The following is a 24,005-nucleotide window of genomic DNA, read 5'->3' on the forward strand; positions in this document are numbered from 1 at the left end:
CCGAGGCCTCATGCAAAGGCCTCGGGCGGCGTGAAGCTCACGTCACTGCATGATGGTGACGATCTGCGCCTGGCAGGTGTTCACGTCGATGAAGGAGTTGATGGTGTCCACGGCACAGACGGCGCCGCCGTAGGTGCCGTAATAGATCGTCGCGGTGCAGGTCCCGGCGTTGTCCGCGATGTCCACGCGCCAGACACACGTCTTCGACGTGGACGGGGCCGACGGGTTCACCGTCCAGTAGTACTGCTGGGAGAACGACGGGGCCGGCGCGGGGGCGTTGATCTGGAACCCGCCCAGGGTGGCGGTGGGCACGGGATAGGGCGTGAACACGCCGTTGAACGTGCCGGTCACGGTCTGGAGGCCCAGGGAGATGGTGGCGCCGCTCTGGTTGGAGACGAAGAAGTTCTCCAGCGCCGGGCCAATGGAGGCGCCGCTCCGCACCTGGGGAAGTTCGACCGCGCCCTCGCGAACGCTGACGTACTCGTTGCGCTGGGACAGGTAGTCGGGGAACCCGAGATCGGCCGGAGCGGCAAAGGCAACCGACGGCGCGAGGGACAACAGGGAGGCGGCCAGGAAACGCTTCACGTTCCTCGTCATGGACTACTCCTGAGTTGATTGTGTGGGGTTGGCCGAAGCCGAGGCATTCCTAACACTGGTCTTGATTTAACTGCAAATCAGAACGAGCAAATCAGGTGATTCCCGTGGGTGCGGACGATTGCGCCCGGGTCGTGTTGCACATTGCGTTGGACGCCTGGCTAGGGGGTTTCCACGGGTCTGCCCATACACGTCACCTGGGTTCGGCGTGCCCCCGCTCGCCGGGTAGGCGGGCGAGCGTGGGGCGACCCTACTGACAATCAGCCGCAGGCTTTCGTCAGCTCCCCGATGTCGTTGAGCGACTGAGAGCAAAACAAATACGTGTTGTATTCGTAGTCAAACAACATCATACACTGGCGGGGCAGTTCTTCTCAGACGGAGCACGCATGCGCACGCTGCAGAAGTCCCTCCTGGTTGCCCTGGCTGTTGTTTCCCTTTCACCCGCGGCGGCCCTGGCCGCGAAGCCCCAGTGTGAAGACATCTGCTATGAAAGGCCCTGCAGCATGGTCTGTGATGTCTGGGGACGCACGACCACGTGCGCCGAGAACGCGATGTTCTGGGGCTGCGTGGATGGCATTGGCGGCTCCAGCGACTCCTCCGCCCCGGCGACCCCGGAAGCGGTCCAGCAGGCCGATGCCTCCTCGCTGGTGTGCAGCGAGCAGAACCCGGCCGCTGAGCAGTCCGCCGCCGTCGAGAGCTGAGTCGCGAGCGTGAACCGGGGCTCCTGGCGATCGCGATGGAGCGCCGGGCCTCCCATCAAGGCGCGCCCAGGGCCGGCGGGGTCTCTGTCCGCCGGATGCGCCGGCGCCAGAACAGGAACACGGGCACGCCCGCGCCAAACAGCAACGTGCCCTTGAGCGCGTTGAGCGGGTTGGAGGCCGTGGAGCCCAGCAGGACGTACAGCGCCGCCGCGATGAAGAGGAGCGGGGTGATGGGATAGCCGGGCACCCGGTACGCGGCGCGAGGCACCAGCCCCTGGCGTTCGCGCGCTCGGTAGACGAACAGCGTCGCGGCCGTGGCGCCGAAGATGAGCCAGTCGGCGAAGACGACGTAATCGAGCAGCTCGCCGTACGTGCCCGTGCCCGTGAGGAGGATGGCCCAGGCCGCCTGGAAGAGGATGGCGTTGGAGGGCGTGCGGTAGCGCGGGTGCAGCCGGGCCATCCACGGGAAGAACAGTCCATCCGCGGCCATGGCCTGGTAGACGCGCGGAGATACCAGGATGACGAGGTTGAGGAACCCGAAGGTGGAGAGCGCCACGCCCAGGGTGATGAACGTGCGGCCCGCGGGCCCGATGAGCTGGCCGAGCGCGTCCGCCGCCGGGGCGCTGCTCGCCGCGAGCCCCACCGCGCCGAGCGTGCGCAGGTAGGTGAGGTTCGCGAGCAGGTACACCGTCACCACGCCGATGACGCCGAGCAGCAGGGCGCGCGGCAGGTTGCGCTCGGGGTCGACCATCTCCTCGGCCACGAAGTTCGTCTGTTGCCAGCCGCCGTAGCTGAACAGCACCGGGACAAGCGCCGCCCCCAGCGCGAGCACGAGGTTGTCGGGCGCCACCGGAGCGGCCACGACCTCCACCGCGGCGGGATGGGCGCTTTCGAGCAGGAGCCCCGCGCCCACGAGCCCCGCGAGCGCCAGCAGCTTGAGCACGGTGAAGACGTTCTGCGTGAGCGTCCCGGACCGCACGCCGAAGTAGTTCACCCCGGAGAGCAGGAGGATGGCGCCGACGGCGAGGGGGAAGCGGAAGCCGGGCCCCAGGCCGGTAAGCGCGAGCGTGTAGTTGGCGAAGGTGACGGCCACCGCGGCGATGGCGCCGGTGGCGATCATCAGCATCAGTCCCCACGCATTGAGGAACGCGGGCAGGGGACCAAAGGCATCGCGCAGATAGACATAGCTGCCGCCCGCCTTGGGGATGCGCTGGCCCAATTCCCCGTAGATGAAGGCGCCAATGAGCGCCACGACTCCGCCGAGCAGCCACACGGCCAGGGTGAGCGCGGGCGTGTGCACGCGCTGCGCGACGATGGCCGGGTTGAGGAAGATGCCCGAACCGATGATGCCGCCAATGACGAGCATCACCCCCGAGAACAATCCGACGCGCCGGGCGTAGCCGTCGCGGCGGGCTCCAGCTTCATCCTGTGGGTTGGAGGGGCTCATGGGCCCCCAGCATATCGGCTAGCATGGCTGCTCCCGAACATGTCCATGTTGGAAGGAGGGGCCCCTTGGCGACTTCGGATGTCATCGACCCGGCGCTGGATGCCCTGGCGGTAGAAGGCCCCCTGTCAGGCGTGGAGAGTGCCCTGCGCGCGCTCCCCGCGGCCCAGCAGGCCCGTCGCTTCAAGTACCGCCTGATGTCCGGGGCGCGGTCCCTGGCGCCGCTGGGGGGCGTCATCTTGTGCCTCGGGATTGCTGGCACTGTCGAAGGCCCGCTGTCCGTCGTGGCGGGAGTCCTGGGGCTCGGGCTGGCGGCCACATTGGGGATTCGCGGGATGTTCTCCACCCGCTTTCGCGTGCCCGGGCACGCTGGCGACGATCCGGGCCGCCGGCCGGAGCTGGTGGTCCGGGTGCTTCAGCGCCTCAAGGCGGACCTCGCGCCGGATACGCCTGTGCGCCTGCGGCTTCGTCCCGACCCCCGTCCCCAGGGGCCTGGTTCGAGCCTGTATTTCCTCAAGGGCATCAAGACGGCTCCGCCGGATGTGTTGGACCCGTGGCTCACGTTGGAAACGCGGCTGGCGGATGGCTCGCACCTGCGGCTGAGCGCGGTGGAGCGACGCCGGGTCCGGGTCAGCGACCGTGGACCCAACGGGCCCCGGCGGCGCACGCGGATCAAGGAAAACGATGCGCTGTTCCTGGAGGCCCGGCTGCGAGTGAAGGAGAAGCGGCACCCGCGGCTCGCGGCGCTGTCACTCGACCGGGCCCGGGCGGCTGTGCGCCTTCCTCCCGGCGCGAAGCTCCAGCGGCTGCGCATCACCGGAGAGCACCTGCGGCTCCGGATCCAACTGGAGGAGACCTGGCGTCCCTTTGTCCCGAAGGACACGGGGGAGGAGAAGTCCTCCACCCCGGATGCATCCCGCGCGGTGACGATGATGCTGCTGAGCCTCTACCAAATGCTCCACCTCGCCCGGACGCCCGTGGCCCCCAAGGTCGTCAAGCCGCCGCGCGAGAAGCCGCCACACCCGAGCTCCAGGTCGCGGCGCCGCCGGTCCGGGTGACCCCTGAAGCGGGAAGCGGCTCAGCCCACGATTGCCGTGGCTTCGATCTCCACAAGGACGCCCGGCTCGTAAAGTGCCGAGACCCCGATCAGCGAGGCCGGCGCTGGCGAGATCCGCAGCTCCCTGGCGGCCTGCTCGATGCCGGCGATGAAGTCAGGCATCGCTTCGCGCTTCCAGTCGACCACGTAGAACGTCAGCCGGACGACGTCGTCGAACGTCGCCCCGGCGGCCGCGAGGGCGATGGCGACGTTGCGGTAGGCTTGCGCAACCTGTCCGGCCAGGTCGCCGCGAGCGACCAACTGGCCCTCCGCGTCGTACGCGACCTGTCCCGCGATGTGCACCTGCCGGGTGCCGGTGGCGATGGCCACCTGCCGGTACACGTCGGGCTTCATGATTCCGTCGGGGTTGAGCAGGGTCACGGGCATGGGTGATCTCCAGGGAGAGGTGAGTGCCGGACTCGTATACCGGGCCCATTGACGAACAGCGTTCCCCTCTGCCGCGACGCGGTCGCTACAATCGAGCGCCCTCGATGAAACGCGCCCACCTGGATGAGATCTTCGCCTTCATGTCCGTCGTGGACGCGGGCAGCTTCGTGGGCGGCGGAGAGGCGCTCGGCCTGACGCGCTCGGCGGCGGGCAAGGCCTTGGCCCGGTTGGAGTCCCGCCTGGGGGTGCGCCTGCTCAATCGCACCACACGCCAGCTGAGCCTCACCGACGAGGGCCGTGTCTTTCATGAGCACTGCCTGCAGGTCCTCGCGGCCCTGGACGACGCGGAAGCGAGTGTCGGGCAGCGCACGGGGACTCCCCGAGGGTTGCTGCGGCTCACGCTGCCCGCCGCGTTCGGCAGACTGCATGTCCTTCCCTTGCTGCGGGACTATCTGCGGACCTGGCCCGAGGTGCAGGCGGAGGTGAGCTTCTCCGACCGCGTCTCGGACATCATCGAGGAGGGCTACGACCTGGCAGTGCGCATCAATGCCTCCAGCACCGATACGCGCCTGGTTTCGCGGACCGTGGCCCGATACCCGGTGTTCGTCTGCGCGGCGCCCGCCTACCTGGAGGCGCGCGGCGAACCTGGCACGCCGGAGGATCTGGCGGAGCATGAGTGTCTGGTCTTCAGCAGCCGGACGCGACGGCAGCATTGGCACCTGCGCCAGAAGGACGGCGCCATGGTGAAGGTGGAAGGACGAAGCCGCCTGCGGCTCGACAGTGGCGAGGCGATCCGGGACGCAGCCGTCGCGGGGCTGGGCATCGCCTATCTTCCCGGCTTCCTGGTCAACGAAGACCTGGCGAGCGGACGGCTCAAGGCACTGCTTCCGTCCTGTGAAACAGAGCACGTCCCGATCATGGCGCTCTACCCGAGCAGACGTCACCTGCCGGCGAAGGTGCGGCGCTTCATCGACCTGATGGTCGAGCAATTGAACACGCAGGCGCGCTGAGCCGACCCGCCCACATCATCACGGCTCGATGCGGAAGGGATTGCTGAACACCTGCTCCTGGACGGTTCGTCCGTCGGAGTCGGTTCGGAGGGTGTCCACGTTGTGCGCGATGCGGTACTCGCCGGCAGGCAACTCCGCGGGGAGCCTCAGCGTGCCATGGGCCCGGGCACCGGCCTTCAGCGTGTGCAGCATGAGCTGACATGCCTCGGTCTCGTTCAGGTGCGGAGTGGCGCCCCACCCGCTGTCCTCCCTGCGCTCGAGCCGCACGGTGCAGAGGTTGTAGCCCACCTCGCGAGTGCCCTCGTTGCGCAGCTCGAGCTGGACGGTGTCACCGGGCCGATATGCCGTGGCGTCCGTGGCGAGGGAGACCTCGACCTCCCCACAAGCCATCAGCAGCAGGGTGAGGGTCATCAACGGAACGGTGAGTCGCATCTGCATCCTCCTGGGATCGGGCCTTGGCGCAAATGCAGCTGCCAGGCCATGGGCATCCCATCGTTTTCCCTAGACTGCACTCGCAGCCGTGCCGACAGGCATCTCAGTTATTTGAGAGCGGACACGAAAAAGCCCCACCTCCCCGGGTGGCACCGGAGAGGCGGGGCAGAGGGCCATCCACCTCAGTCCATCACTGACCGTCGAGTCTGCCGTCCAGGTTCCGGTCGAGCGCGATGCGCGTGCCGGAGCCTGGAGGCACCGCGGTGAAGGTCACCTCCTGGCCCAGCGTGTTCGCCAGCGCGCGCAGGGCCGTGGTGGTGAGGTTGGCGGTGCCGTCGTCCGGCTTCCACGTTCCGGCCCCGCGGTCGAAGAGGAATCCCTTCACGCGCGTGCCGATGGCGGCCTTCGCCACCAGGTCGGCCTCATACGTGGAGCCGCCGAGGATCTTCGACACGAATGGAGCCTTGGCGCGGGCGATGAGCAGGTCGATGCGCGCTCCCACCGCGGAGGCGTTCGTCGACGTGAGCGTCACCTGCTGTCCAACGATGGGCGCCAGGTCGGAGTCCACCGCCATCATGTAGGCCTCCACCTCGCGGCGATCGGTGTCGCCGCGGAAGCCCACCAGCGGCCCGCCGATGCTGGTGTTGGAGAAGACGATGGCGCTGAAGAAGCGGAACAGCGTGTCCACCGCGCCGTCGTGCGTGTAGCCGAAGCCGCGGATCTGGTCGCCCGTGGGGCCGGTCTCCGAGTGCTGGAAGAAGCTGCTGTCCGGGAAGCCGAACATGCCGACCTTCGTGTACATGTTGCGCACGTGAGGAATCTTCATGATCTGGCTGATTCCCTCGAAGCTGGCCTGACCGTCGGTGCCGAAGTGGCCCTGTGCGGCGTCGATGGTGTGACAGCCATTGCAGTTGAAGCCGGTGTTGGTGCCAATCGCCAGGCCGTCCACGCGGCGGCTGCCGAAGTAGAAGTCGCGGCCGGATGCCTGGGTGGACGTGAGCGAGTTGTCCAGCTTGCGGATGGGGTTGGGCGGCAGCTGCACCTGGAGCTGGTAGTTCGTGAACTGGTTCATCTCCGCCTCGGTGGGCTGATCCACGCGGCCGAGCAGCCCCGGGAAGGCGACGACGAAGTTCTTGAACGACAGGGCTTCGTCATACGAGCCCGAGCCGAAGAAGCCCGTCGACCGGTCCCCGCGCCAGTGCATGGCGCCCGAGGTGGACATGCCGCGCAGGGTCTGCGTCGTCATGGGCCCCTTCATCGGGTGGAAGGAGTTCTGGTTGCCGGTGCCGTTGACGTCCGAGCTCGGGTGGCCGGTGAGCAGACGGAACGCGCCAATCTCCAGGCTGCTCGCGAGCCGCTTGTCGATGGCGTTGGTCGTCACCGGGTCATCCGGGTTGCCCAGGTCCCAGGCGAGCTCGTCCTTGTCGCCAAAGATGTGGCAGCTGGCGCAGGAGGCCTCTCCGTTGGCCGAGGAGAAGTTCGCGTCGTAGAGGAACGGGCGGCCCTGCACGACGGAGGCGGGCTCGGGGTTGAAGAGGGCCGCCGAGCCCACCTGGCTCTTCGTGGACAGGTCGATGACCTTCACCGCGTTGTCGAAGCGGGTCATCACGTAGAGGCGGTTGCGCGCCTCGTCCAGCACCAGTCCGCTGGGGCCGCCGCCGCTCACGGGGATGTAGTTGGCGCTCGCGGTCCGGGGATTGAAGGTGTCCGCCTCCAGCGCCGCGGTGTCGAACACGCCGACCTTGCTGGAGCTGAACGCGGCCACGTACAGCTTCGCGCCGTCGCTGGAGATGGCCATCTCCGTGGGCGTGGAGAGGCTGTGGTTCTTCGCCGTGGAGTCAAAGCCGGGGGCGCCGGCCAGCTTCGAATAGTCGATGTGCTTGTTCAGGTGGCGCGGAGACACCGTCGTCCCCTTGATGACGGTGATGCGCATCTTCGCGATGTTGCCCTGCACCGTGCTGCCGCCGAAGGTGCCGGGGCCCTCGAAGCGGGTGTGGTTGTTGGCGTCGCTGTTGGTCGCGTACAGCGCGCCCGTTTGCGGGTTGGTGGCCAGGTTGAAGACGGTGGTGCCCACGCCCGTGTAGAACGCCTTCTGCTGCAGGCCGTCCGCGTCGATGGCGAAGACGTCCTTGTCCGGCAGGTTGAAGCGCACGCCGTTGTTCCAGTTGCGGCCGAGCGTGTCCTCCCAGCGGCTGAGGGCGCTGTTCCATTTGACGATGAGGCCCGTCTCCGGCGCCTTCGCACCCTGGGCGTTCGTGGACGGGCCGGGCAGGCCGCCCAGGAAGAGGTTGTTGCCCCACGGGAACGAGTCCGGCTGGACCAGGCACACGCCCGCGCTGCCAAAGCCGTTGCACACGCTGTCCATGTTGATGGTCGTCGTCCGGTTGCCGGACTGCGCGATGGCCGCATAGACCGTCTTCTTGTCCGGGCTGACGGCGAGGCCTCGCGGCGTGTCGCCGAAGAGCGTCAGGATGCGGACGGGCGTGCCTCCCAGCGTCGCCCCCAGGGACGCGGGGTTGAAGACCCAGATGTCCGCGCGGCCCACGCCCGGCGTGGTGAGCTGCGGGTCCCCCGCGCCGGGCACGGAGGCGATGGATGGATCCGTGCGCTGCTGGCCCCGGTGCGCGGTGGTGATGAACGCATTGCCGTTGGCGCCGGCGAACACGATGTCGCGCGGCTCGTCACCCACGAGCAGCGTGCGCACCACGTGCGGCGTGCCGCTCACGCTCACCACGCTGATGCTGTCGGACAGGTGGTTGACCACCCAGACCTCGGTGTTGTTGCGCACGGCGACGGACACGGGCTCCAGGCCCACCGGCACTTCCGCCGCGAGCGACAGGCCCGCGCTGGTGACGTTGAAGACCTCCAGGCGGTTGTCCGGCGTGTTGACGGCGAACAGCTTCGTCCCGTCCGGAGAGAGGGCCAACGGACGCACGTGCGCGCTCTCGAACTCGATGAACGAGGGCGCCTGGGCTGCGGCGGGGGATGCGGCGAACAGCGATGCGGCGGCGCACAGCAGACCGGCTCGGGTGCGCCACCGGTTCTTGCTCGGGCCCACTTGCGGGGTACGGACCATGGGGATCTCCTGGGTGAGCGGGTAAGAGCTGCGCACTCGGTATTACCAGTGAGGCCCGCGACATCGCCCCCTCCGAAGGGAGGGGGTGGGGGAGGGCAATGCACGCATGGGGAGTGTGGGGATGAGACGCACTTCGGTGTTCGCTGGTTGACGTTGGAGGCGTCCCGGCCCCGGTCCCCGCCCGAGTGGCGCGTGGTCTACTTGGGCAATCAATCGGTCACAGGGGGAACGTGCCCATGGGCGATCCGCTCTCGCACCTGCTGCCGACGAAGCTCACGCCGCCGCGGACGGCGTCGGTGCTCGTGTCGCGGAGCGCGGCGCTCCGGAAGATTGAACGGGGTGTTGGCGGCACGCTCGTGCTGGTGACCGCGCCGCTGGGCTCGGGCAAGACGACGTTGCTGACGCAGTGGTACCGCGAGGTGGGCGGGTCGCGGTTGCTCGCGTGGCTGTCGCTCGACGAGCGGGACAACGCGCCCGAGCGCTTCTTCTCCTATCTCGTCGGCGCCATCCGCCGCGCGGCCCCGGAGTTCGACGCGTACATCGCGAGCCAGCTTGACGAGCAGGTGGCGCCCCCGCTCGACCATGCGACGACGGTGGTGCTGCGGAGTCTGTGGAACCTGGGGCGCGAGCTCGTCGTGGTGATTGATGACTTCCACGTGCTGCGGGAGCGCTCGTTGGTGCGGGCCTTCTCGTACCTGCTGGACCACGCTCCACCGCACGTCCACTGGATCGTCTCGTCGCGCAGCCCGCCGGAGCTGGACCTGGCGAAGCTGAAGCTCACGGAGCAGTTGGTGACGCTCGACGGCCGCGACCTGGGCCTGGACGGGGAGGCCATCCACGAGCTGGGCCAGCGCCTGTGCGGCGCCGCGCTCAATCCCGAGGACGTGGAGTACCTGCGCGCGCGCACCGAGGGCTGGGTGGCCGGCGTGAAGCTGGCCCTGCTGACGGCAGGCGAGCACGCCAGCGTGAGCGACGCGCTCCGCAAGGCCGTCGGCTCCAACCACGACGTGGCGAGGTACCTGGCGGACGTGGTGCTGCGGGAGCAGACGGAGGAGGTGCACGCGTTCCTGGTGTTGAGCTCGGTGGTGGACCGGCTCAACGGGGAGCTGTGCAACGCGCTCCTGGGCATCACCCAGGGGCCGGCGCTGCTGGCGGAGCTGGAGCGGGCGCAGCTGTTCATCCAGTCGCTCGACACGCAGCAGCAGTGGTACCGGTACCACCCCCTGTTCCTCGACTTCCTGCGCACGCAGCTCGCGTGCACGTATGGCGACCGCATCCCCCGGCTGCATCGCGAGGCGAGCGCGTGGTTCGCCGCGCACGCGCTGCCGGACGAAGCGCTGACGCACGCGTTCGCTTCGGGGGACCGGAGCTGGTGCCTGGAGCTCACGGCCCGCTGCGCGGAGGAGTGGATGCGCGAGGGAGAGATTGCCTCCGTGCTCCATTGGACGGCGAAGCTGACGGCGGAGGAGACCTTCCACGCGCCGGCCATCTGCGTGGCGCGCATCGCGTGCCTCATCCTGTCCCGAGGCTTCGCGCCCGCCTCCCTGGCCCTGCAGGACGCGCAGCGCCGGCTCCAGACGGCCGCGGCGGACCCGGAGCGCGAGCGGCTGTCGCGACAACTCTCCAGGCTCGCGCTGCTGCACGCCGTCCTGTCGGACTCGGCCCCGGCGTCTGGCATCGAGCTGGAGGCATCACCGGGGGACGAGGACCCGGACGTCTTCATGGCGGGCGCGGTGCTGGCGGCGAAGGCCTACCAGGCGCTCCGGCAGAACCGGTTCGATGCGATGCGCCGGCTCGCGTCCGTCGCGCGCGAGACGCTGCAGGGGCTGAACAATCCCTACATGGTGGGCTACACGGACGTCCTCATCGTGCTGGCGGACCGGGCGCAGGGGCACATGAAGGACGCATCGGACCGGTGCGAGGCGGCGTTCGAGCGCGCGAGCCGGGGACGGCGCAACCCGGTGTGGGTGAACGCGGCGACGGCGCTGGCGAACACCCGCTACGACCAGAACCGGCTGGACGAGGCCGAGGCGCTCTGCATCGAAGTCCTCCCCCTCATGTCACAGGCGGCGGTGTTCGAGACCTTCGCGGTAGCCTACCTGGTGCTGGCCCGCATCAAGGCGATTCGAGGCAAGTACGCGGAGGCCTGGCAGCTGCTGGACTATCTGCACAGTGTGCTCGAATGCGGGCACCAGACGCGCTTCCTGGCCCATGTCTGCGGCGAGAAGATCCGCCTCGCGCTGGTGGAGCAATCCCCCGCGAGGCTGAAGGCGGTGGCGCGGGAGTTCGACCTGGGCGAGCGCATGCGCCGGGGCGAATGGAGCGAGCGGCGCTTCTACGACGAGACCTGGGAGCAACTGGGCGTGGCGCAGGCGTGGGTGTTGATGGCGAAAGGGCGGCATGACCGGGCGCACGGGCTGTTGGAGACGCTGAGAGCCAGCGCGCATGACGCGGGCTGCGTGGCCCGGGAGACGGCGCTGCTGGCCGCGCTGGCGGTGTGTCACTGGCGAGCGGGGGACCCTGCTGCGGCGTTCGCCGCGGTGAACCGGGGGTTCGCGCTGGTGCCGCGGTTCGGCTTCAGCCGGGGCGTGTTCGACGAGACGCCAGGGTTGCAGGAGGTCATCGTCGCGGCGGCCACGCAGCGCAAGCTGAGCCACGTGCTGCCGGCCCGTTACGCCGAGCGGTACCAGGACCTGCTGTCCCTGGGCCCCAGCGGGCCGGCCGGAATCGCGCCCCTGCCGAGCGCGCCTCTGGAGCCGCTGACCGAGCGGGAACTCCAGATGCTCAAGCTGCTGGCGCAGGGATTGAGCAACCAGGAGATCAGCGAGCGCTCCAACGTGGCGCTCTCCACGACGAAGTGGCACCTGCGCAACGTGTTCTCGAAGCTGGAGGTGACGACGCGCACCGCGGCCATCGTGAAGGCGCGGGAGCGGCTGGCGCGGAACCTCTAACCGCGCTCATCCTTGACCGTCGCGGCGTTCAAGAGCCTGGTGGCATCTGAGTTGGCGAGCGACACCAAGCCGGCAATCTCCTCGACATGTCCCTCCCTGGCGCAGAAGACAATGGCGCCCAGCAATCGGTCGGTGGGATTCGAGACCTGGCTCAACTGCTCGAGCACGGGTTCCACCTGGTCGCGTCCGAACTTCCGCTCGATTTCCGCGACGCGGTCCGCGTGACTGAGACCGTACTCCTGCTTCTTGCGTGGCATCCGCCCCCCTTACGCCGCGCGGGAGAGTCCCCGCCGCTCCATGAAGGCTTGCATCTCGGGCCACCGGGCGGAGAGGAGCTCGAAGTCGCCAGGGCGCACGGGCTGCAGAGCCGCGAGGCTCGCGTCGATGGCCGCCGCGTGGCTCGCCGGATCCAGGGCGTCCAGGGCGAAGGCCCGGAGGAGCTTGAGCCGACGGGCATCCCGCCCCACCAGTGAATCCGCTTCGCCCGCCCGCGCATCCAGCGTGGACACGGCGGCGGCCGGGTTGCCATCGCGGCAGAGGAGCGCGACCTCCGGCAGCAGCGCGTAGATGGGTGGCAGGTCGCCGTTGCGCTTGCGTCCCTCCTTCACCCAGGCGCGCGCGGAGGCCAGGTCTCCCTGGGCGAAGCGCACGGTGGCGATCAGGTTGGGAATCCACCGGTACATCGCCGGGATGGAGCTCCGGAGCTTTCCGGAGCGCTCCGCCGAGCCGAAGAGCTCCAGTGCGCGCCCGGTGTCCCCCAGCGCCAACTGGCACTGACCCATCATGGCGACCGACAGCGCCCGCTGTGCCCCCTGGGTGGCGCGGCGGGCAGCCTCCTCGAACCTGCGGGAGGCTTCCTTCTCGTCCCCCGCGCTGTGGAAGGCGATTGCCTGATTGTAGGTCGTCAACCAGCGACGGATCCGCCAGTAGAAGAAGGCGAACAGCGTCAGGAAGACCGTGACGATGAACGGGATGAAGAAACGTGGCTCCCTCAAGGCCTGCCGAGCCGCATCACCGCCGCGGCTGAAATAGTTGTAGGCGACGAGGAAGATGCCGACCCAGACGAGCCATGCGACGACCCGGTGCGGCGCGACGAGTGGAAAGGGTTTGAGGTGGGGCTCTTTGGGCAGGGGCAGTTCGTTCACAGGGCCTTCCACCCTAACACCCCCTGGTCCTCCGTTCAGTCACGCGACTTTCTCGTGAAGGGGGTGAGGGAAATTCCGCCCGGATTTCGTTGATGGGCCATCACCGACACCCCAGACGGGGAGAAAGACGGACCATGAGACTCCGGAAGCAGACCCACCAGTGGACGGGCGCGGCGCTCGCGCTGCTCCTGCCCGCGGCGGCGCTGGCGAACGAAACCCATGTCTACGGCATCGCCAACTTCGGCGGTGCGGGGCAGTGCAATGCCGACTCGCACTCCGTGCATACGAAGACGGCGGCGGCGTTCGCCAACTACTTCAACACGCTGATCAGCTCCGGGCTCTGGACGGACGTCCGCACGATCAACAACTCAAGTGCGCGCGCCGACCTCTGGACCGATGCTTCGAAGGGGGCCGCGGCCGATGCCAAGGACACCCAGGCCAATGCCGGCGTGGACGACGCGGACGTCCTCTTCGTGCACACCCACGGCGGCCACAGCGAGGCGAACCTTCGCAGCTGGCTCGTGATGGGGACCAACGCGGATGCGTGCTCCGCCGTCACGGACACCCACATGAGCTTGGGCAACGGCAAGCTGAACATCGCCGTCGTGAAGGCCTGCCAGTCTGGCGACTACCAGGTCTGGAAGCAGGGTGGGTACCGGACGTCGCTCGTGACGCCCACGAGCGGCTTCAGCATGTGGAATGCCTTTCACGGCAACTCGTCGTGCGGCAACTTCGTGACGGACTACGTGAAGCGCTACGTGGCGAACTCGCGGGGCGATGGCGCGGGCGAGAACTGGATCGACGAGGCCTACGACTGGGACGACGGCTCGGACAACGTCGCGGACAACGACGACTGCCCGGTGTCCATCGTCTTCGGTGAAACCAAGGCGCAGCGCGTGGCGATGTTCGAGGCCGGCGGCTGGCGGGACCGCAAGCCCACCGGGCGCAAGGTCGCCTCCACCATCTTCTACGTGGGGGGCTGCGACCCCTCCGGCGGGCAGATTCTGCCCGAGTGATCACCGCCCCCCTCGACTTCGAACAGAAAGAACGAACCGCCATGAAAAGCCATCTCCTCATCCGATTCCTGACCGTCCTGCCGCTCGCCGCCGTGTCTGGCTGCGACGACGGTGCCTTCATGGATCCCGCCGCCGTCACCACGCAGTCCGCCCGTGCGACCGTGGGCTTCATCTTCGACTCCACGGCGATCGCCACGCCGCCCACCGGAGGAATTCCCACCGCGCTGCTTCCCAGCACCGCGTTTGGTGACGCCGCGTTGCAGGGTTCCCTGGTGGGGACGACCGAGCCCTTCACCCAGACGGACACGCTGGGCTCCCGCGCGGATCTGGAGTCCCAGTCCTGGAAGCTGGAGCGCGACCCGTCCGAAGGCCAGGTGCTGGTGCTGAACAAGGTCGCCAGTGGCCCGGAGACACCGCAGGAGCCCGCGATCCTGCAGCGCACCGCCCTGGCCCGCCTGCAGCGCTGGGGCATCCCCACGTCTGAGATTGGGGCGGTGCGGCAGGTGAAGTCGTTCACCCAGAGCGAGGACCCCGCGGGCCTCGAAGTGCCCGCGCTCCACCGCCACAAGACGTTCGTGATGCGCGCCATCAATGGCATTCGCGTGGAGGGCCACCGCGCGGTGGTCTCCCACGGGCCAGACGGCAGCTTCCAGCGCGCGCTCATCGCCTGGCCGGCCCTGGGTCGCTCGGGCCACCTGCTCCGGACGCGGCTGACGACGGCGCAGATCGAGGAGCGGGCGCGCACGGCGCTTCAGTCCGAGGGCGAGACCACGGGGCCCGTGCACCTCTCCTGGAAGTACGTGCCCACCCAGCTCGCCACGGGCGGATGGGCGCTGACGCTCAAGGTGGCCGCCAAGATGCCCTCGGTTACCAGCACGACGAGCACCGAGGAGCCACGCGTCATCGACGTGGACGTGAGCGCCGTCCCCTGACGGAACCCAAGCAGGCGTCCGCATTCGTCTGACAAACGATGGCGCGTGCGCTAGCGGGGTAATGTCCGGCGCCGCCTCCCATTGCCAATACTCCGCGCCACGCCAGCACGTCAGCTGGCTGCAAGGGATTGGCAAGAGGGGGGCGGTCGCATGAAGATGGCATTCACTCCGTTGGTGCTCGCGCTCGCAGTGTCGTTGTTGGCGGGCTGCTCGGATTCCTCGAAGGACACCGGCTCGGTCCGCTTCGCTGTCTCCGCCAACCAGGCGCTCGCCCCAGACATTATTTACGTCCTGGTCACCTCGAGTGGCCCGGATATCCCCGCAGTGACCGTGGAGCTGACTGCGACCAATGGCGTGTGGGGCGGCATCATTGGCAACATCCCCGCGGGCTCCAGTCGCACCTTCCTGGCCCAGGCCTTCGACTTCTCCGGCAACCTGGCCTACGAAGGGACCGCGACGGGCGTCACCATCAACGCCAACCAAAGCACCCTGGTCGCCATCACCCTTCAGCAGCTCAACCCTCCGCCTCCCTTCGACAATGAGGCGCCCGTCATTGACTCCCTGGTGGCTTCCTCCACCTCCGTGGCGGTGGGCGGCACCATCGCCCTGACCGCCACCGCGCATGATCCCAATCCGGGCGATACGCTCTCCTACGCCTGGAATGCGACCGCGGGTTCTTTCTCCGATACCTCGGCTGCCGCCACGTCGTGGACCGCGCCTGCGTCCACGGGCCTTGCGACCCTCATCCTGACCGTGACGGACTCGCGCGGCCTGGCTTCCAGCGTCTCGCTGGCGGTCAACGTCACCGCGGACGGGGAGGGGGAGGCGGAGCTGTCCATCTCCTTCAACAGTTTCCCGGTGGTGACCGCTCTCAGTGCCAGCCCCACGTCCCTGGCCGTCGGGGAGACGACGTCTGTCTCCGCCTCGGCTTCCGACCCGGACGGTGACAGCCTCTCCTACGCCTGGAGCGCCTCCTGTGCCGGGACCTGGGCGCAGGCCTCCTCCAGCGCTGCTCAATTCACGCCTTCGGCCCTGCCCGCGGGTGCCTGTAACAACTGCCGTCTGACCGTCACCGTCACCGATGGGCGCGGCGGACAGAACACCGGCACCGTCGCGCTGTGTGTCAGCGACACGCCCCCGGCCAATCACTTCCCTCCCGCCATCATCCGCTCCTACCGCTCCTCGGACACGGCCTCCTCGGGCCAGGAGTTCACCTACGAGGTGAATGCCATCGATCCGGAGGGTTCCGCGCTCACCTTCTCTTGGGAGGCCACCGCCGGCTGGCTGGAACTGCCGCTCAGTGACCCCTTCCGCAGCCGCGTCACCTGGACGGCTCCTTCCTGTGCCAGCGCTCCTCCTTCCATCACCGTGACTGTCACCAATGCGTTCAACCTGACCGACACCCAAACCTTCACCGCGACGGGGCTGCCGGCCTGTTCGGGGAGTTGGGCCCTGACGGACTCCCTGGCGGGGCCTCGCGCCGACCAAAGGGCAGCGCTGCTGCCCAACGGCAAGGTGCTCGTCGTGGGAGGGCTCGCCTCGGATGTCGACTACCTCGCGACGGCGGAGCTGTACGACCCGGCCCTGGGGACCTGGAGCAACACAGGCGCCATGGCGGAAGGGCGTTGGCAGTTCACGGCGACATTGCTGCCCGATGGCAGGGTGCTCGCCGTCGGGGGACTCAACTCCAGCGGCTTCCTCGCGACGGCGGAGCTGTACGACCCGGCCACGGGCACCTGGAGCCCCACCGGCACCATGGCCGAACCTCGCTCCAGCCAGACGGCGACGCTGCTCCCTGATGGCAGGGTGCTCGTCGCGGGAGGCAGTGACGTTCCCGGCGCGCCCCCGACGGCGGAGCTGTACGACCCGGCCACGGGCACGTGGAGCTACACCGGCTCCATGGCGGAGTGGCGTCGGAACCACACGGCGACGCTGCTTCCTGATGGCAGGGTGCTCGTCGCTGGGGGATTCACTACTTCAATTGGCAGCACCAGGACGGCGGAGCTGTATGACCCGGCCACGGGCACCTGGAGCAACACCGGCTCCATGACTGAAGCCCGCGCCCTCCAAACGGCGACGTTGCTGCCCGATGGCAGGGTGCTCGTCACGGGAGGCGTGGACGAGTTTGATTCCAGTCTCGCGACGGCGGAGCTGTACGACCCGGCCACGGGCACCTGGAGCCCCATTGCCCCCATGCTCGAACGTCGCGCCCTCCACACCGCGACGCTGATGCCCGGTGGCAGGGTGCTCGTCGTCGGGGGCCGGTTTCCGCAATTGTACGACCCGGCCACGAGCACCTGGATCCCTGCCGGAACCATGGTCGTACCGCGCTCGGACCAGTCCGCGACGCTGCTGCCCGACGGGCAGGTCCTCATCGCGGGAGGATGGGGGGGCTCCCTCGGGTATCTGTCAACGGCGGAGCTATACACACCCTGAGCCCGGAGCCGGCGGCCGGGTGCGAGGTCACGCCATGTCGAAGCCCCAAAGCCCGCCGTCCGAACCGAGCAGTTCCTCCCTCTCCGACGCAGACGACCTCCGGGTGCGTGAGCTCGCGGCCCGGCATGGGCTGTCACTGTCCGGCCCCATCGCGTTCAATGAACTGGGATTGGACTTCCGGGTTGCCATCGCCAGCGCGGGCGATGGCACCCGCTGGGTCCTGCGCATCCCCCGGCATGAGCACGCGACACGCAAGGTCCAGGTGGAGGTGCGCACGCTCGCGTTCCTCAGGGCATCCCGACTGCCGTTCGCGGTGCCGGACTGGCGAGTGGTGGCGACGGACCTCATCGCCTACCCGCTGCTGGTGGATTCCCCCGCCCTGGTGGTCCCGGAGGGCTCCGCCACTCCGGAGTGGAGGATCGACCCGGGCTCGGACGCCTTCACCGGCAGCTTCGCCCGGGCCCTGGCCGCGCTGCACGCGCTGTCAGGGGAAGCAGCGGCCCAGGCGGGGATGCGGACACGGACGCCCCAGCAGGCCCGTCAGGCCGTCGCCGACGACGTGGCGCGAGTCTCGCGGGAGCTCGACGTGAACCCGGCGCGGCTGCGGCGCTGGCGGACCTGGCTGGACGACGACGCGTGCTGGCCGGACTTCTGCGTGCCCACCCATGGCGACCTGTATCCCGGCCACGTCCTGGTGGATGGCTTGGGACAGGTGTCGGGGATGATCGACTGGACCGAGGCGCGTGTGGACGATCCGGCCATCGACATGAGCGCGCACCTCCAGCTCTTCGGTGAGCCCGGCCTGGAGCGGCTCCTCCGGGACTACGCGGCGGCGGGGGGCCGGGTCTGGCCTGGAATCGTCCGGCACGTCGCGGAGCGGCTGTCCACGGCGCCGGTGGTGCTGGCCCTGTTCGCGCTCGATACCGGCAACGAGGACTGGCTGACCGCCGCGAAGGAACAGCTGCTGGCGGATTGACCGTCTCTCCTCACGACGCCACGAAGCCGTGGCCGCGGACCTTGTCCGGCGTGGTGCCCGTCATCCGCCGGAACATCGCGATGAAGGCGGAGGCGCTGCTGTAGCCCAGGTCCAGCGCGATGGCCTCCACCGCGTGTCCCTGCTCCAGCATCGCGAGCGCCTTCACCACGCGCAGCCGCTGGCGCCATTCGCTGAACGACAGCCCCAGGCGCTGCTGGCAGCGACGCTCCAGCGTGCGCTCGGTGGTGTGCAGTTCCTTGGCCCATTCCGCCAGGGAGCGCTCATCCTCCGGGTGTCGCTCCAACGCCGTGAGGACTGGCCGCAGGAGCGGATCATCGGACATGGGCAGGTAGCTCCCATGGGCGGGGGCCAGCGCCAGCTGGTCGATGAGCACCCGGAACAACCTGCGCTCGGCGCTGGTGCGTGGCTGCGCCAGTTCATGGGTGCGCAGGTGTTCCATCAGGGACTTCATCAGCGGGCTGACCGCCATCGCGCACGCCGTCTTGGGCAAGCCCCGGCACCACGCGGGGTCCAGGTAGAGCGAGCAGTGGCTCGCCTCGAAGCGGTTCATGCCCCGGTGCTCCAGGTCGGGCGGCAGCCAGATGCCGTACTGCGGAGGGGCGAGGTAGTGGCTGCCCGCCAGCTTGAGCTCCATCACCCCGCTGTACGCGTAGACGAACTCACCCCAGGGATGGCGGTGCCGCGGATAGGCCGCCTCCGCGGGCAGGATCGCCGCCCGGAAATACACGGGGTGTGGAAGCTTTGAGGTGAAGGGAACCTGCAGCTGCTTCGCCATGGCGGCTTCTCGGGATGGGTTGTCGGAATCTCGCTATATCCATCCGCCCCGTCAGCCGCAGGATGAAGTCATGAGCTCCCAACGAAAACCCGCGGATGGCTTCGCGCTCGCGACCATGGTCGTGCTGTGCGCCATCTGGGGCTTCCAGCAGGTGGCCGTCAAGATGGCCGCTCCCTACGTCCCCAACCTCATGCAGATGGCGCTGCGCTCGGGCGTGGCCGCGCTGCTCGTGGCGCTGCTGTGCTGGGTGCGGGGCGAGCGGGGGCTGCTGCGCCGCGGGCCGTGGCGCGCCGGCATGCTCGTGGGCGTGCTCTTCTCCCTGGAGTTCCTCTTCGTGGCGGAGGGGCTGCGACACACGAACGCCTCGCATATGGGCGTCTTCCTCTACACCGCGCCCGTCTTCTCCGCGCTGGGCCTGCACTGGTTCGTGCCCTCCGAGCGGCTGAAGCGGACGCAGTGGCTGGGAATTGGCGTGGCCTTCGCGGGCATCGCGCTGGCGTTTGGCGGCGGCTGGCTGCGAGGAGGCCTCAGCCCGAGCGTGCTCCGCGGAGATGCGATGGGACTGCTCGCGGGCCTGGCCTGGGGTGCCACCACGGTGGTGATTCGCGTCTCGTCGCTGTCCGACGCACCGCCCACGCAGACCCTGCTGTATCAGCTGGTGGGCGGCGCCGCGCTGCTGCTGCCCGTGGCCTTTCTCACGGGCCAGGCCGGCCCCATCACGATGGTCCCCGTGGCCTGGGCGAGCCTGTTCTTCCAGTGCGTCATCGTCTGCTTCGCCACCTACCTCGTGTGGTTCTGGCTCCTGCGCCACTACCTCGCCTCGAACCTGTCGGTGTTCTCGTTCATGACGCCCCTGTTCGGCATCAGCGCGGGCATCCTCGTGCTGAACGAACAGGCGGACATCTCCTTCGCGGTGGGCGCGGTGCTGGTCCTCACCGGGATCCTCATCGTGAGTGGTGCCGGCCTGCTGCGCTCCGCGTCCGCGTGGAAGCCGGGCGCGAACCCCCAGCTGTGAGCCTGATGTGGCCGGCTCCGCGCTACTCCAGTTCGTCGAGTCTGGCCTCACCCAGAAGTGCAGGATCAGGGCTCTACCAGCGCATCCCCCCAGGCCAAGCGGTCTGGGCCTACGCCCTCCGCGGTGACCTGACGCAACTCTGCGAGCCTTGCGCGCGCAGCCTCGGCGCTCAGTCCGAGCTGTCGCAAGAGCGCATAGCCGAACATGCCCGTGCGGTGAATCCCCGCCGAGCAGTGGATGACCACCTTGCCGCCACCCTCGACGATGGCGCTCAGTTGGCGCAACACCTGCCTGAGCTCCTGGGTCCGCTCGGGGGCCGGGACCGCTCCGCCGTGAAACGGAACCCAGATCCAACCAAGGCCCGCTCGGGTCGCGGCCTCGCCAAGCTGGCGTGCGCCCTCGGCCTCTGCAAGCAGGGTGACGACGTGAGTCACCCCTTCGGCACGCAGCGTGGAGAAGTCCTTGAGCTTGGGGCGATGTGTCAGCGAGATCGCACCGCCGCCAATGGAGACAAGGTGGACATCACTCATGGGGCAGTCCTCGTCACCGGGTGCCGGAGAAGGGCCTTCGCGCTACTCCAGCTCCGAATATGCCTCGTCTAGACCCTCAAGGCTTTCGGCCACATCCTTCGCAGGGCATTTGGGGAGGTGGTCCACCAGCTTGATGACCAGCTCGTCCACCACCTCAAGGCTGACCTCACCCAGCTCGGTTTCACCCGCCTCAACGAATTTCGTAGGCGCCCAGTCCAGGTAGATTCGAACCCGCTCGCCGTCGGCCTTCTCCAGCACGAGCCGCGCGGCATCGTCAGGATGCTGATAGACCCACTTCTTCTCGGAGGATTCGAGCCAGGGAAACACACTGGACCACGCCATCGCGAAGTCGACTCCTGGCACGACGAACAAGGACTTGCTGAAGTCACCCGACTCCGCAGCCGTCACATCCCCAAAGGCATTGGGATGGGAATTCGTACCGAAGAAGATGGCTGTCTGGAAAAGATGGTACCCCACCAGCAAGTCGTCGGCTTCGGACGAGGTGCTTCGCTTGAGCTCCTCGTCAGACAGTACGCACTTCATCCACATGGTGTCCTCACGGAGGAGCAGGGAAGGAGGTGATTATAGCGCCGTCATCGCTAATGGCGACCAGAATGGAGTGAACGGGTTGGCCATCGGGGGTGAATCCCACGGAGTAGGGATACGTCTTCTGCACGCAAAACGAACCGTCAAGACGGACTTTCGTGCCCCACTTGTAGTTGGGACCTATTGTTCCCGTGCGGGCTGAGTCGATGATGGCTTCGAAGATGTCGAAAGATGCCTTGAATTTGCTTTTGCCAGGTTTCGGCGAGTTCGGTCCATGTCCGCCGCCCCACTTGTCGCCATGGATGATGTGATGCAAGCGCTTTCGCGACATTGCCGGAAACCTCCGGAGTCTGTTCGCACGACGTATGTCGACGGGGTTGGCTTGTGTCAGTCTCGAAAGACGAGCCTTCTTATTCGCCTGATGTTCCTGGAGGCGAGCCTTCCCTAATTGGACGCGAGTGTCCTTTAGTTTCGTACGCAGTAATGCTCGGCGTGTCCGAGCCTGAGCCAGCTTCGAGGGATGAAGCCGTGACCAGAAGGATTTCACCTTCCCCTGTGCCTTCACCGCGGAACGGACCCCTGACTTCTTAGCCGCCTGGATCGCCTTGTCCAGGGGCTTCGTGAGGTCTTTCGCCTTCTCCGCGAGCTTCACGAACTTGGGGAATTTCGAGAGGAGCTTGCCAAGCTTTCCAGCCTTGCCTGCCCACTTCACAATGGCGGCTCCCGCAGTAGCGACCGCCAACACGATCTCGACGATGACGTACCCGATAAGCCAGCCCCGGAAGTGCTCGCGGCGAAGGAGATTTGGATCGTTCCAGCGGTTGGCGAGAGCCTGGAGGCCTGCCTCGGTCAGCGTCTTCAGGTTCAACGATGCAGCCAGATCCCACAGGCCCTTCAAGTCCGATAGGATCTCGCCGCTCAGCAAGCTGTAGACGAGCTTCCATACCAACTCCAGCAGATCAATGAACCCTGTGAGGAGATCCCAGACGGATTCGAGCGCGCCGTGAATCAGGCCCGCGGAAAAGGCCAGATTCCCCAGGTAGGCGTTCCCAACGTTCGTGGCGACAGCTTTGACGTCCTGCCACAGTTCATACGAGATGGATCCTGAGCCCACCTTGCCTCGCAGGCTCTTGGCGAACTCCATGCTCGGAATCCAGATGAGGTAGCCTTCACGCGTCTGGGTCTTATCCCAGGCCGCGTCCTCGGTCGGCTTGTAGATTCCGCGGAGCCCCTGGCCCCGATTCGCCTCGACAAGGACATTGGCATAGTAGCGCTCGTCCTGCCCCCATTGGATGGCGGACCCCTTGTAATGCTGCTTGACGATGGCCAGCGCGCCTTCGTTCTTCTTGATTCGATGAAGGGTGGATCCGGGGTCAGGTGGGTTGATGCTGATGTACTTCTTGTAGACGAAGCCGGAGTTTCCATCCTCAGTCGTCACGAAATACCAGTCGCCTGAGAGTTCACGGCTTACGAAGACGCGTGTGTTGAAGGAGAGTTTCTTCTTGAACGTGCCGGCAGGTTGGGGCTGGGCTCGAAGGTTCACTCCATCGCCGTTGGACACCCGGCCAACACCGTAGACTCCTCTGCCCATCTCGAACGGGAAGCCCCTTGGGCTGTTGGCGTTGCCAACTGTTGAGACAGGAGTGGAGATGGTGCTCAGGGCCGCCCAGGTCGAGGGGCCCACGATCCCGTCCGGGCTCAGCTTCCTGTCGAACTGGAACTGTCTGACGGCATAGGCTGTGTCCGTTCCAAAGCAACCATCAATGGGCCTTCGATAGAGTCCAGCCAGCCGGAGGTGATTCTGGAGGTTGGCCACCGCGGACCCCGTAGAGCCCAATCGAAGCAATTCCTCGGAAACCTCAAAGCTTCCTGTGGGTTGGCCCATCTCTCACCCCTGACCTGAAGTCGCGGTGCGTGTGGGCTTGAACTGTATGAAGACGCATCAATGCGAACGAAGAACCCGGGGAGAGGGATTGGGTCTTGTCGCGCAGTGCCCTGGCGCGTTGGGTGAGGCAGGACCTCCGATGAGTCTTTTCAGAGAGCCTTGACGTAACCCGAGACCTTCGGATTGCAGGCGCCGATCTTCTTCAGCGCGGTCTCGGCTGCTTTCTTCTCCGGGTGGATGCTCGTCACGATGAACAGCCCTGGCGTCAGGCGCTTGTGCGGCGTGCTTTCGAGGACCAGGAAGCCGCTCGCGCAGGCTTGAGCCAGCTGCGCGCTGTCGCGGGACGCGATGGCCTCCTGGACCGTCTTGAAGCTTCCGATGATGGCCGCGTAGCGCGCGGGCCGGTTCCGGAGCTCCTTCACCACTTTGTGGCCAGCGGCATCCCAGCGGTAGGCATCCAGCTTCCACTCGTCGGGCTCGGCGGAAAGAAACGCATACTCCCGATAGAAGCCCTCGACCGGTGAGCCCGATGTCAGCGGATACGGGCCGACGTGGGAACTCTCCGGACCCGCGAAGTTCTCATCCCCGTTCCAGGCTTCCGCCACCCCGCCGTCCTTGACCACGTAGAGACGGTGGTGGCGATGGACGTGTTCGAACCCGCCCTGCTGGGTGACGAGGAGTCCCCACTGCCCGGCCTCCAGTCGTACCGGTTGGACGGAGGTTGTGACGTTCTGTTCTTCCTCGCCGGAGGTCCAGCTCTCAGGGGGCGCGGCTTGAATCCCGTAAGCCATGCCTGCGGGCAGCTTCGCCTTGCGCTTCCCGCCAGCTGCGTCACTCGACTCGAGCTCGAGCTGGCAGGTGTCGCCCGCCTTGTGGCAGCCCGTCGCGCGCAGGACGAACATCGCCCCGGTCGTCTCGCTCGCCTTGAAGCGCTTGAGCTCCTGTGCCGCGGGCTCGGCGTTGACCGCCCGCGGAACGCTCGCGCCCAGGAGCATGATGAACACCGAACCCAGCGCGGACTGACTTCCAAAACCCAT

Annotated in this window: 21 protein-coding genes; 9 read left to right on the forward strand and 12 right to left on the reverse strand. The window is 67.4% G+C overall.

Going from position 1 to position 24,005, the window contains the following annotated elements:
- Positions 1-42 precede the first annotated feature (42 nt).
- Positions 43-597 carry a hypothetical protein gene (locus tag GTZ93_RS06985; protein ID WP_139914743.1) on the reverse strand — a complete coding sequence of 185 codons (555 nt, stop codon included), beginning with the start codon at positions 595-597 and terminating at the stop codon, positions 43-45.
- Positions 598-980: 383 nt separating this feature from the next.
- On the opposite strand from GTZ93_RS06985, the gene GTZ93_RS06990 reads away from it, so the two are divergent.
- Positions 981-1,295, forward strand: coding sequence for a hypothetical protein (locus tag GTZ93_RS06990; protein WP_139914741.1), 315 nt, complete (start codon positions 981-983; stop codon positions 1,293-1,295).
- Positions 1,296-1,350: 55 nt separating this feature from the next.
- Here the strand turns inward: GTZ93_RS06990 and GTZ93_RS06995 are convergent, their stop codons facing one another.
- Positions 1,351-2,742, reverse strand: coding sequence for an APC family permease (locus tag GTZ93_RS06995; protein ID WP_139914739.1), 1,392 nt, complete (start codon positions 2,740-2,742; stop codon positions 1,351-1,353).
- 65 nt (positions 2,743-2,807) lie between these two features.
- On the opposite strand from GTZ93_RS06995, the gene GTZ93_RS07000 reads away from it, so the two are divergent.
- Complete coding sequence (locus tag GTZ93_RS07000; RefSeq protein ID WP_139914737.1) at positions 2,808-3,797, forward strand: hypothetical protein; 990 nt, start codon at positions 2,808-2,810, stop codon at positions 3,795-3,797.
- A gap of 20 nt (positions 3,798-3,817) precedes the next feature.
- On the opposite strand, the gene GTZ93_RS07005 is transcribed toward GTZ93_RS07000, so the two are convergent.
- Positions 3,818-4,222, reverse strand: coding sequence for a RidA family protein (locus GTZ93_RS07005; protein WP_120575343.1), 405 nt, complete (start codon positions 4,220-4,222; stop codon positions 3,818-3,820).
- A 104-nt stretch (positions 4,223-4,326) separates the two neighbouring features.
- Here GTZ93_RS07005 and GTZ93_RS07010 point away from each other — a divergent pair, with 104 nt between their 5' ends.
- Complete coding sequence (locus tag GTZ93_RS07010; RefSeq protein WP_139914735.1) at positions 4,327-5,232, forward strand: LysR family transcriptional regulator; 906 nt, start codon at positions 4,327-4,329, stop codon at positions 5,230-5,232.
- Positions 5,233-5,250: 18 nt separating this feature from the next.
- Here the strand turns inward: GTZ93_RS07010 and GTZ93_RS07015 are convergent, their stop codons facing one another.
- Together GTZ93_RS07015 and GTZ93_RS07020 are read right to left on the reverse strand one after the other, a co-directional pair.
- A complete protein-coding gene (locus GTZ93_RS07015; protein ID WP_139914733.1) occupies positions 5,251-5,664 on the reverse strand; it encodes an immunoglobulin-like domain-containing protein in 414 nt (137 codons plus the stop codon).
- 190 nt (positions 5,665-5,854) lie between these two features.
- Entirely contained in the window at positions 5,855-8,740 is a 2,886-nt protein-coding gene (locus GTZ93_RS07020; protein WP_139914731.1) for a YncE family protein, read from the reverse strand.
- 236 nt (positions 8,741-8,976) lie between these two features.
- Here GTZ93_RS07020 and GTZ93_RS07025 point away from each other — a divergent pair, with 236 nt between their 5' ends.
- Positions 8,977-11,691 carry a LuxR C-terminal-related transcriptional regulator gene (locus tag GTZ93_RS07025; protein ID WP_139919307.1) on the forward strand — a complete coding sequence of 905 codons (2,715 nt, stop codon included), beginning with the start codon at positions 8,977-8,979 and terminating at the stop codon, positions 11,689-11,691.
- Here GTZ93_RS07025 and GTZ93_RS07030 read toward each other — a convergent pair.
- Together GTZ93_RS07030 and GTZ93_RS07035 are read right to left on the reverse strand one after the other, a co-directional pair.
- Positions 11,688-11,948, reverse strand: coding sequence for a hypothetical protein (locus GTZ93_RS07030; RefSeq protein WP_139919306.1), 261 nt, complete (start codon positions 11,946-11,948; stop codon positions 11,688-11,690). The two genes, GTZ93_RS07025 and GTZ93_RS07030, sit on opposite strands and share 4 nt — an antisense overlap.
- Positions 11,949-11,957: 9 nt before the next feature.
- A complete protein-coding gene (locus tag GTZ93_RS07035) occupies positions 11,958-12,836 on the reverse strand; it encodes a tetratricopeptide repeat protein (protein WP_139919305.1) in 879 nt (292 codons plus the stop codon).
- Between the two features lie 134 nt (positions 12,837-12,970).
- Here GTZ93_RS07035 and GTZ93_RS07040 point away from each other — a divergent pair, with 134 nt between their 5' ends.
- The 4 genes from GTZ93_RS07040 to GTZ93_RS07055 all read left to right on the forward strand — a co-directional run bounded on the left by GTZ93_RS07040 (position 12,971) and on the right by GTZ93_RS07055 (position 18,196).
- Entirely contained in the window at positions 12,971-13,852 is an 882-nt protein-coding gene (locus tag GTZ93_RS07040; RefSeq protein ID WP_139919304.1) for a hypothetical protein, read from the forward strand.
- A gap of 41 nt (positions 13,853-13,893) precedes the next feature.
- Positions 13,894-14,784, forward strand: coding sequence for a hypothetical protein (locus tag GTZ93_RS07045; protein WP_139919303.1), 891 nt, complete (start codon positions 13,894-13,896; stop codon positions 14,782-14,784).
- A 150-nt stretch (positions 14,785-14,934) separates the two neighbouring features.
- Positions 14,935-17,220, forward strand: coding sequence for a Kelch repeat-containing protein (locus GTZ93_RS07050; RefSeq protein ID WP_139919302.1), 2,286 nt, complete (start codon positions 14,935-14,937; stop codon positions 17,218-17,220).
- Positions 17,221-17,254: 34 nt separating this feature from the next.
- Positions 17,255-18,196, forward strand: coding sequence for a macrolide 2'-phosphotransferase (locus tag GTZ93_RS07055; protein ID WP_139919301.1), 942 nt, complete (start codon positions 17,255-17,257; stop codon positions 18,194-18,196).
- 10 nt (positions 18,197-18,206) lie between these two features.
- Here the strand turns inward: GTZ93_RS07055 and GTZ93_RS07060 are convergent, their stop codons facing one another.
- Positions 18,207-18,992 carry an AraC family transcriptional regulator gene (locus GTZ93_RS07060; protein WP_139919300.1) on the reverse strand — a complete coding sequence of 262 codons (786 nt, stop codon included), beginning with the start codon at positions 18,990-18,992 and terminating at the stop codon, positions 18,207-18,209.
- A gap of 70 nt (positions 18,993-19,062) precedes the next feature.
- On the opposite strand from GTZ93_RS07060, the gene GTZ93_RS07065 reads away from it, so the two are divergent.
- Positions 19,063-20,007, forward strand: a complete 945-nt coding sequence (locus tag GTZ93_RS07065) for a DMT family transporter (protein WP_139919299.1) — start codon at positions 19,063-19,065, stop codon at positions 20,005-20,007.
- A 65-nt stretch (positions 20,008-20,072) separates the two neighbouring features.
- Here GTZ93_RS07065 and GTZ93_RS07070 read toward each other — a convergent pair whose 3' ends face one another.
- The 4 genes from GTZ93_RS07070 to GTZ93_RS07085 form a co-directional block, all read right to left on the reverse strand.
- The gene (locus tag GTZ93_RS07070; protein ID WP_139919298.1) at positions 20,073-20,537 is read right to left on the reverse strand and encodes a protein-tyrosine phosphatase family protein; all 465 of its coding nucleotides are present in this window, start codon (positions 20,535-20,537) and stop codon (positions 20,073-20,075) included.
- Positions 20,538-20,579: 42 nt separating this feature from the next.
- Positions 20,580-21,080 carry a hypothetical protein gene (locus GTZ93_RS07075; protein WP_139919297.1) on the reverse strand — a complete coding sequence of 167 codons (501 nt, stop codon included), beginning with the start codon at positions 21,078-21,080 and terminating at the stop codon, positions 20,580-20,582.
- A 13-nt stretch (positions 21,081-21,093) separates the two neighbouring features.
- Positions 21,094-22,899: a peptidoglycan-binding protein gene (locus tag GTZ93_RS07080; RefSeq protein ID WP_161662689.1), complete on the reverse strand. Its 1,806-nt coding sequence runs from the start codon at positions 22,897-22,899 to the stop codon at positions 21,094-21,096.
- 218 nt (positions 22,900-23,117) lie between these two features.
- Positions 23,118-23,972 carry a hypothetical protein gene (locus tag GTZ93_RS07085; protein ID WP_139919295.1) on the reverse strand — a complete coding sequence of 285 codons (855 nt, stop codon included), beginning with the start codon at positions 23,970-23,972 and terminating at the stop codon, positions 23,118-23,120.
- Positions 23,973-24,005 lie beyond the last annotated feature (33 nt).

The sequence above is a fragment of the Corallococcus exiguus genome (genome assembly GCF_009909105.1).
In the GTDB taxonomy this organism is placed as follows: Bacteria; Myxococcota; Myxococcia; order Myxococcales; family Myxococcaceae; genus Corallococcus; species Corallococcus exiguus.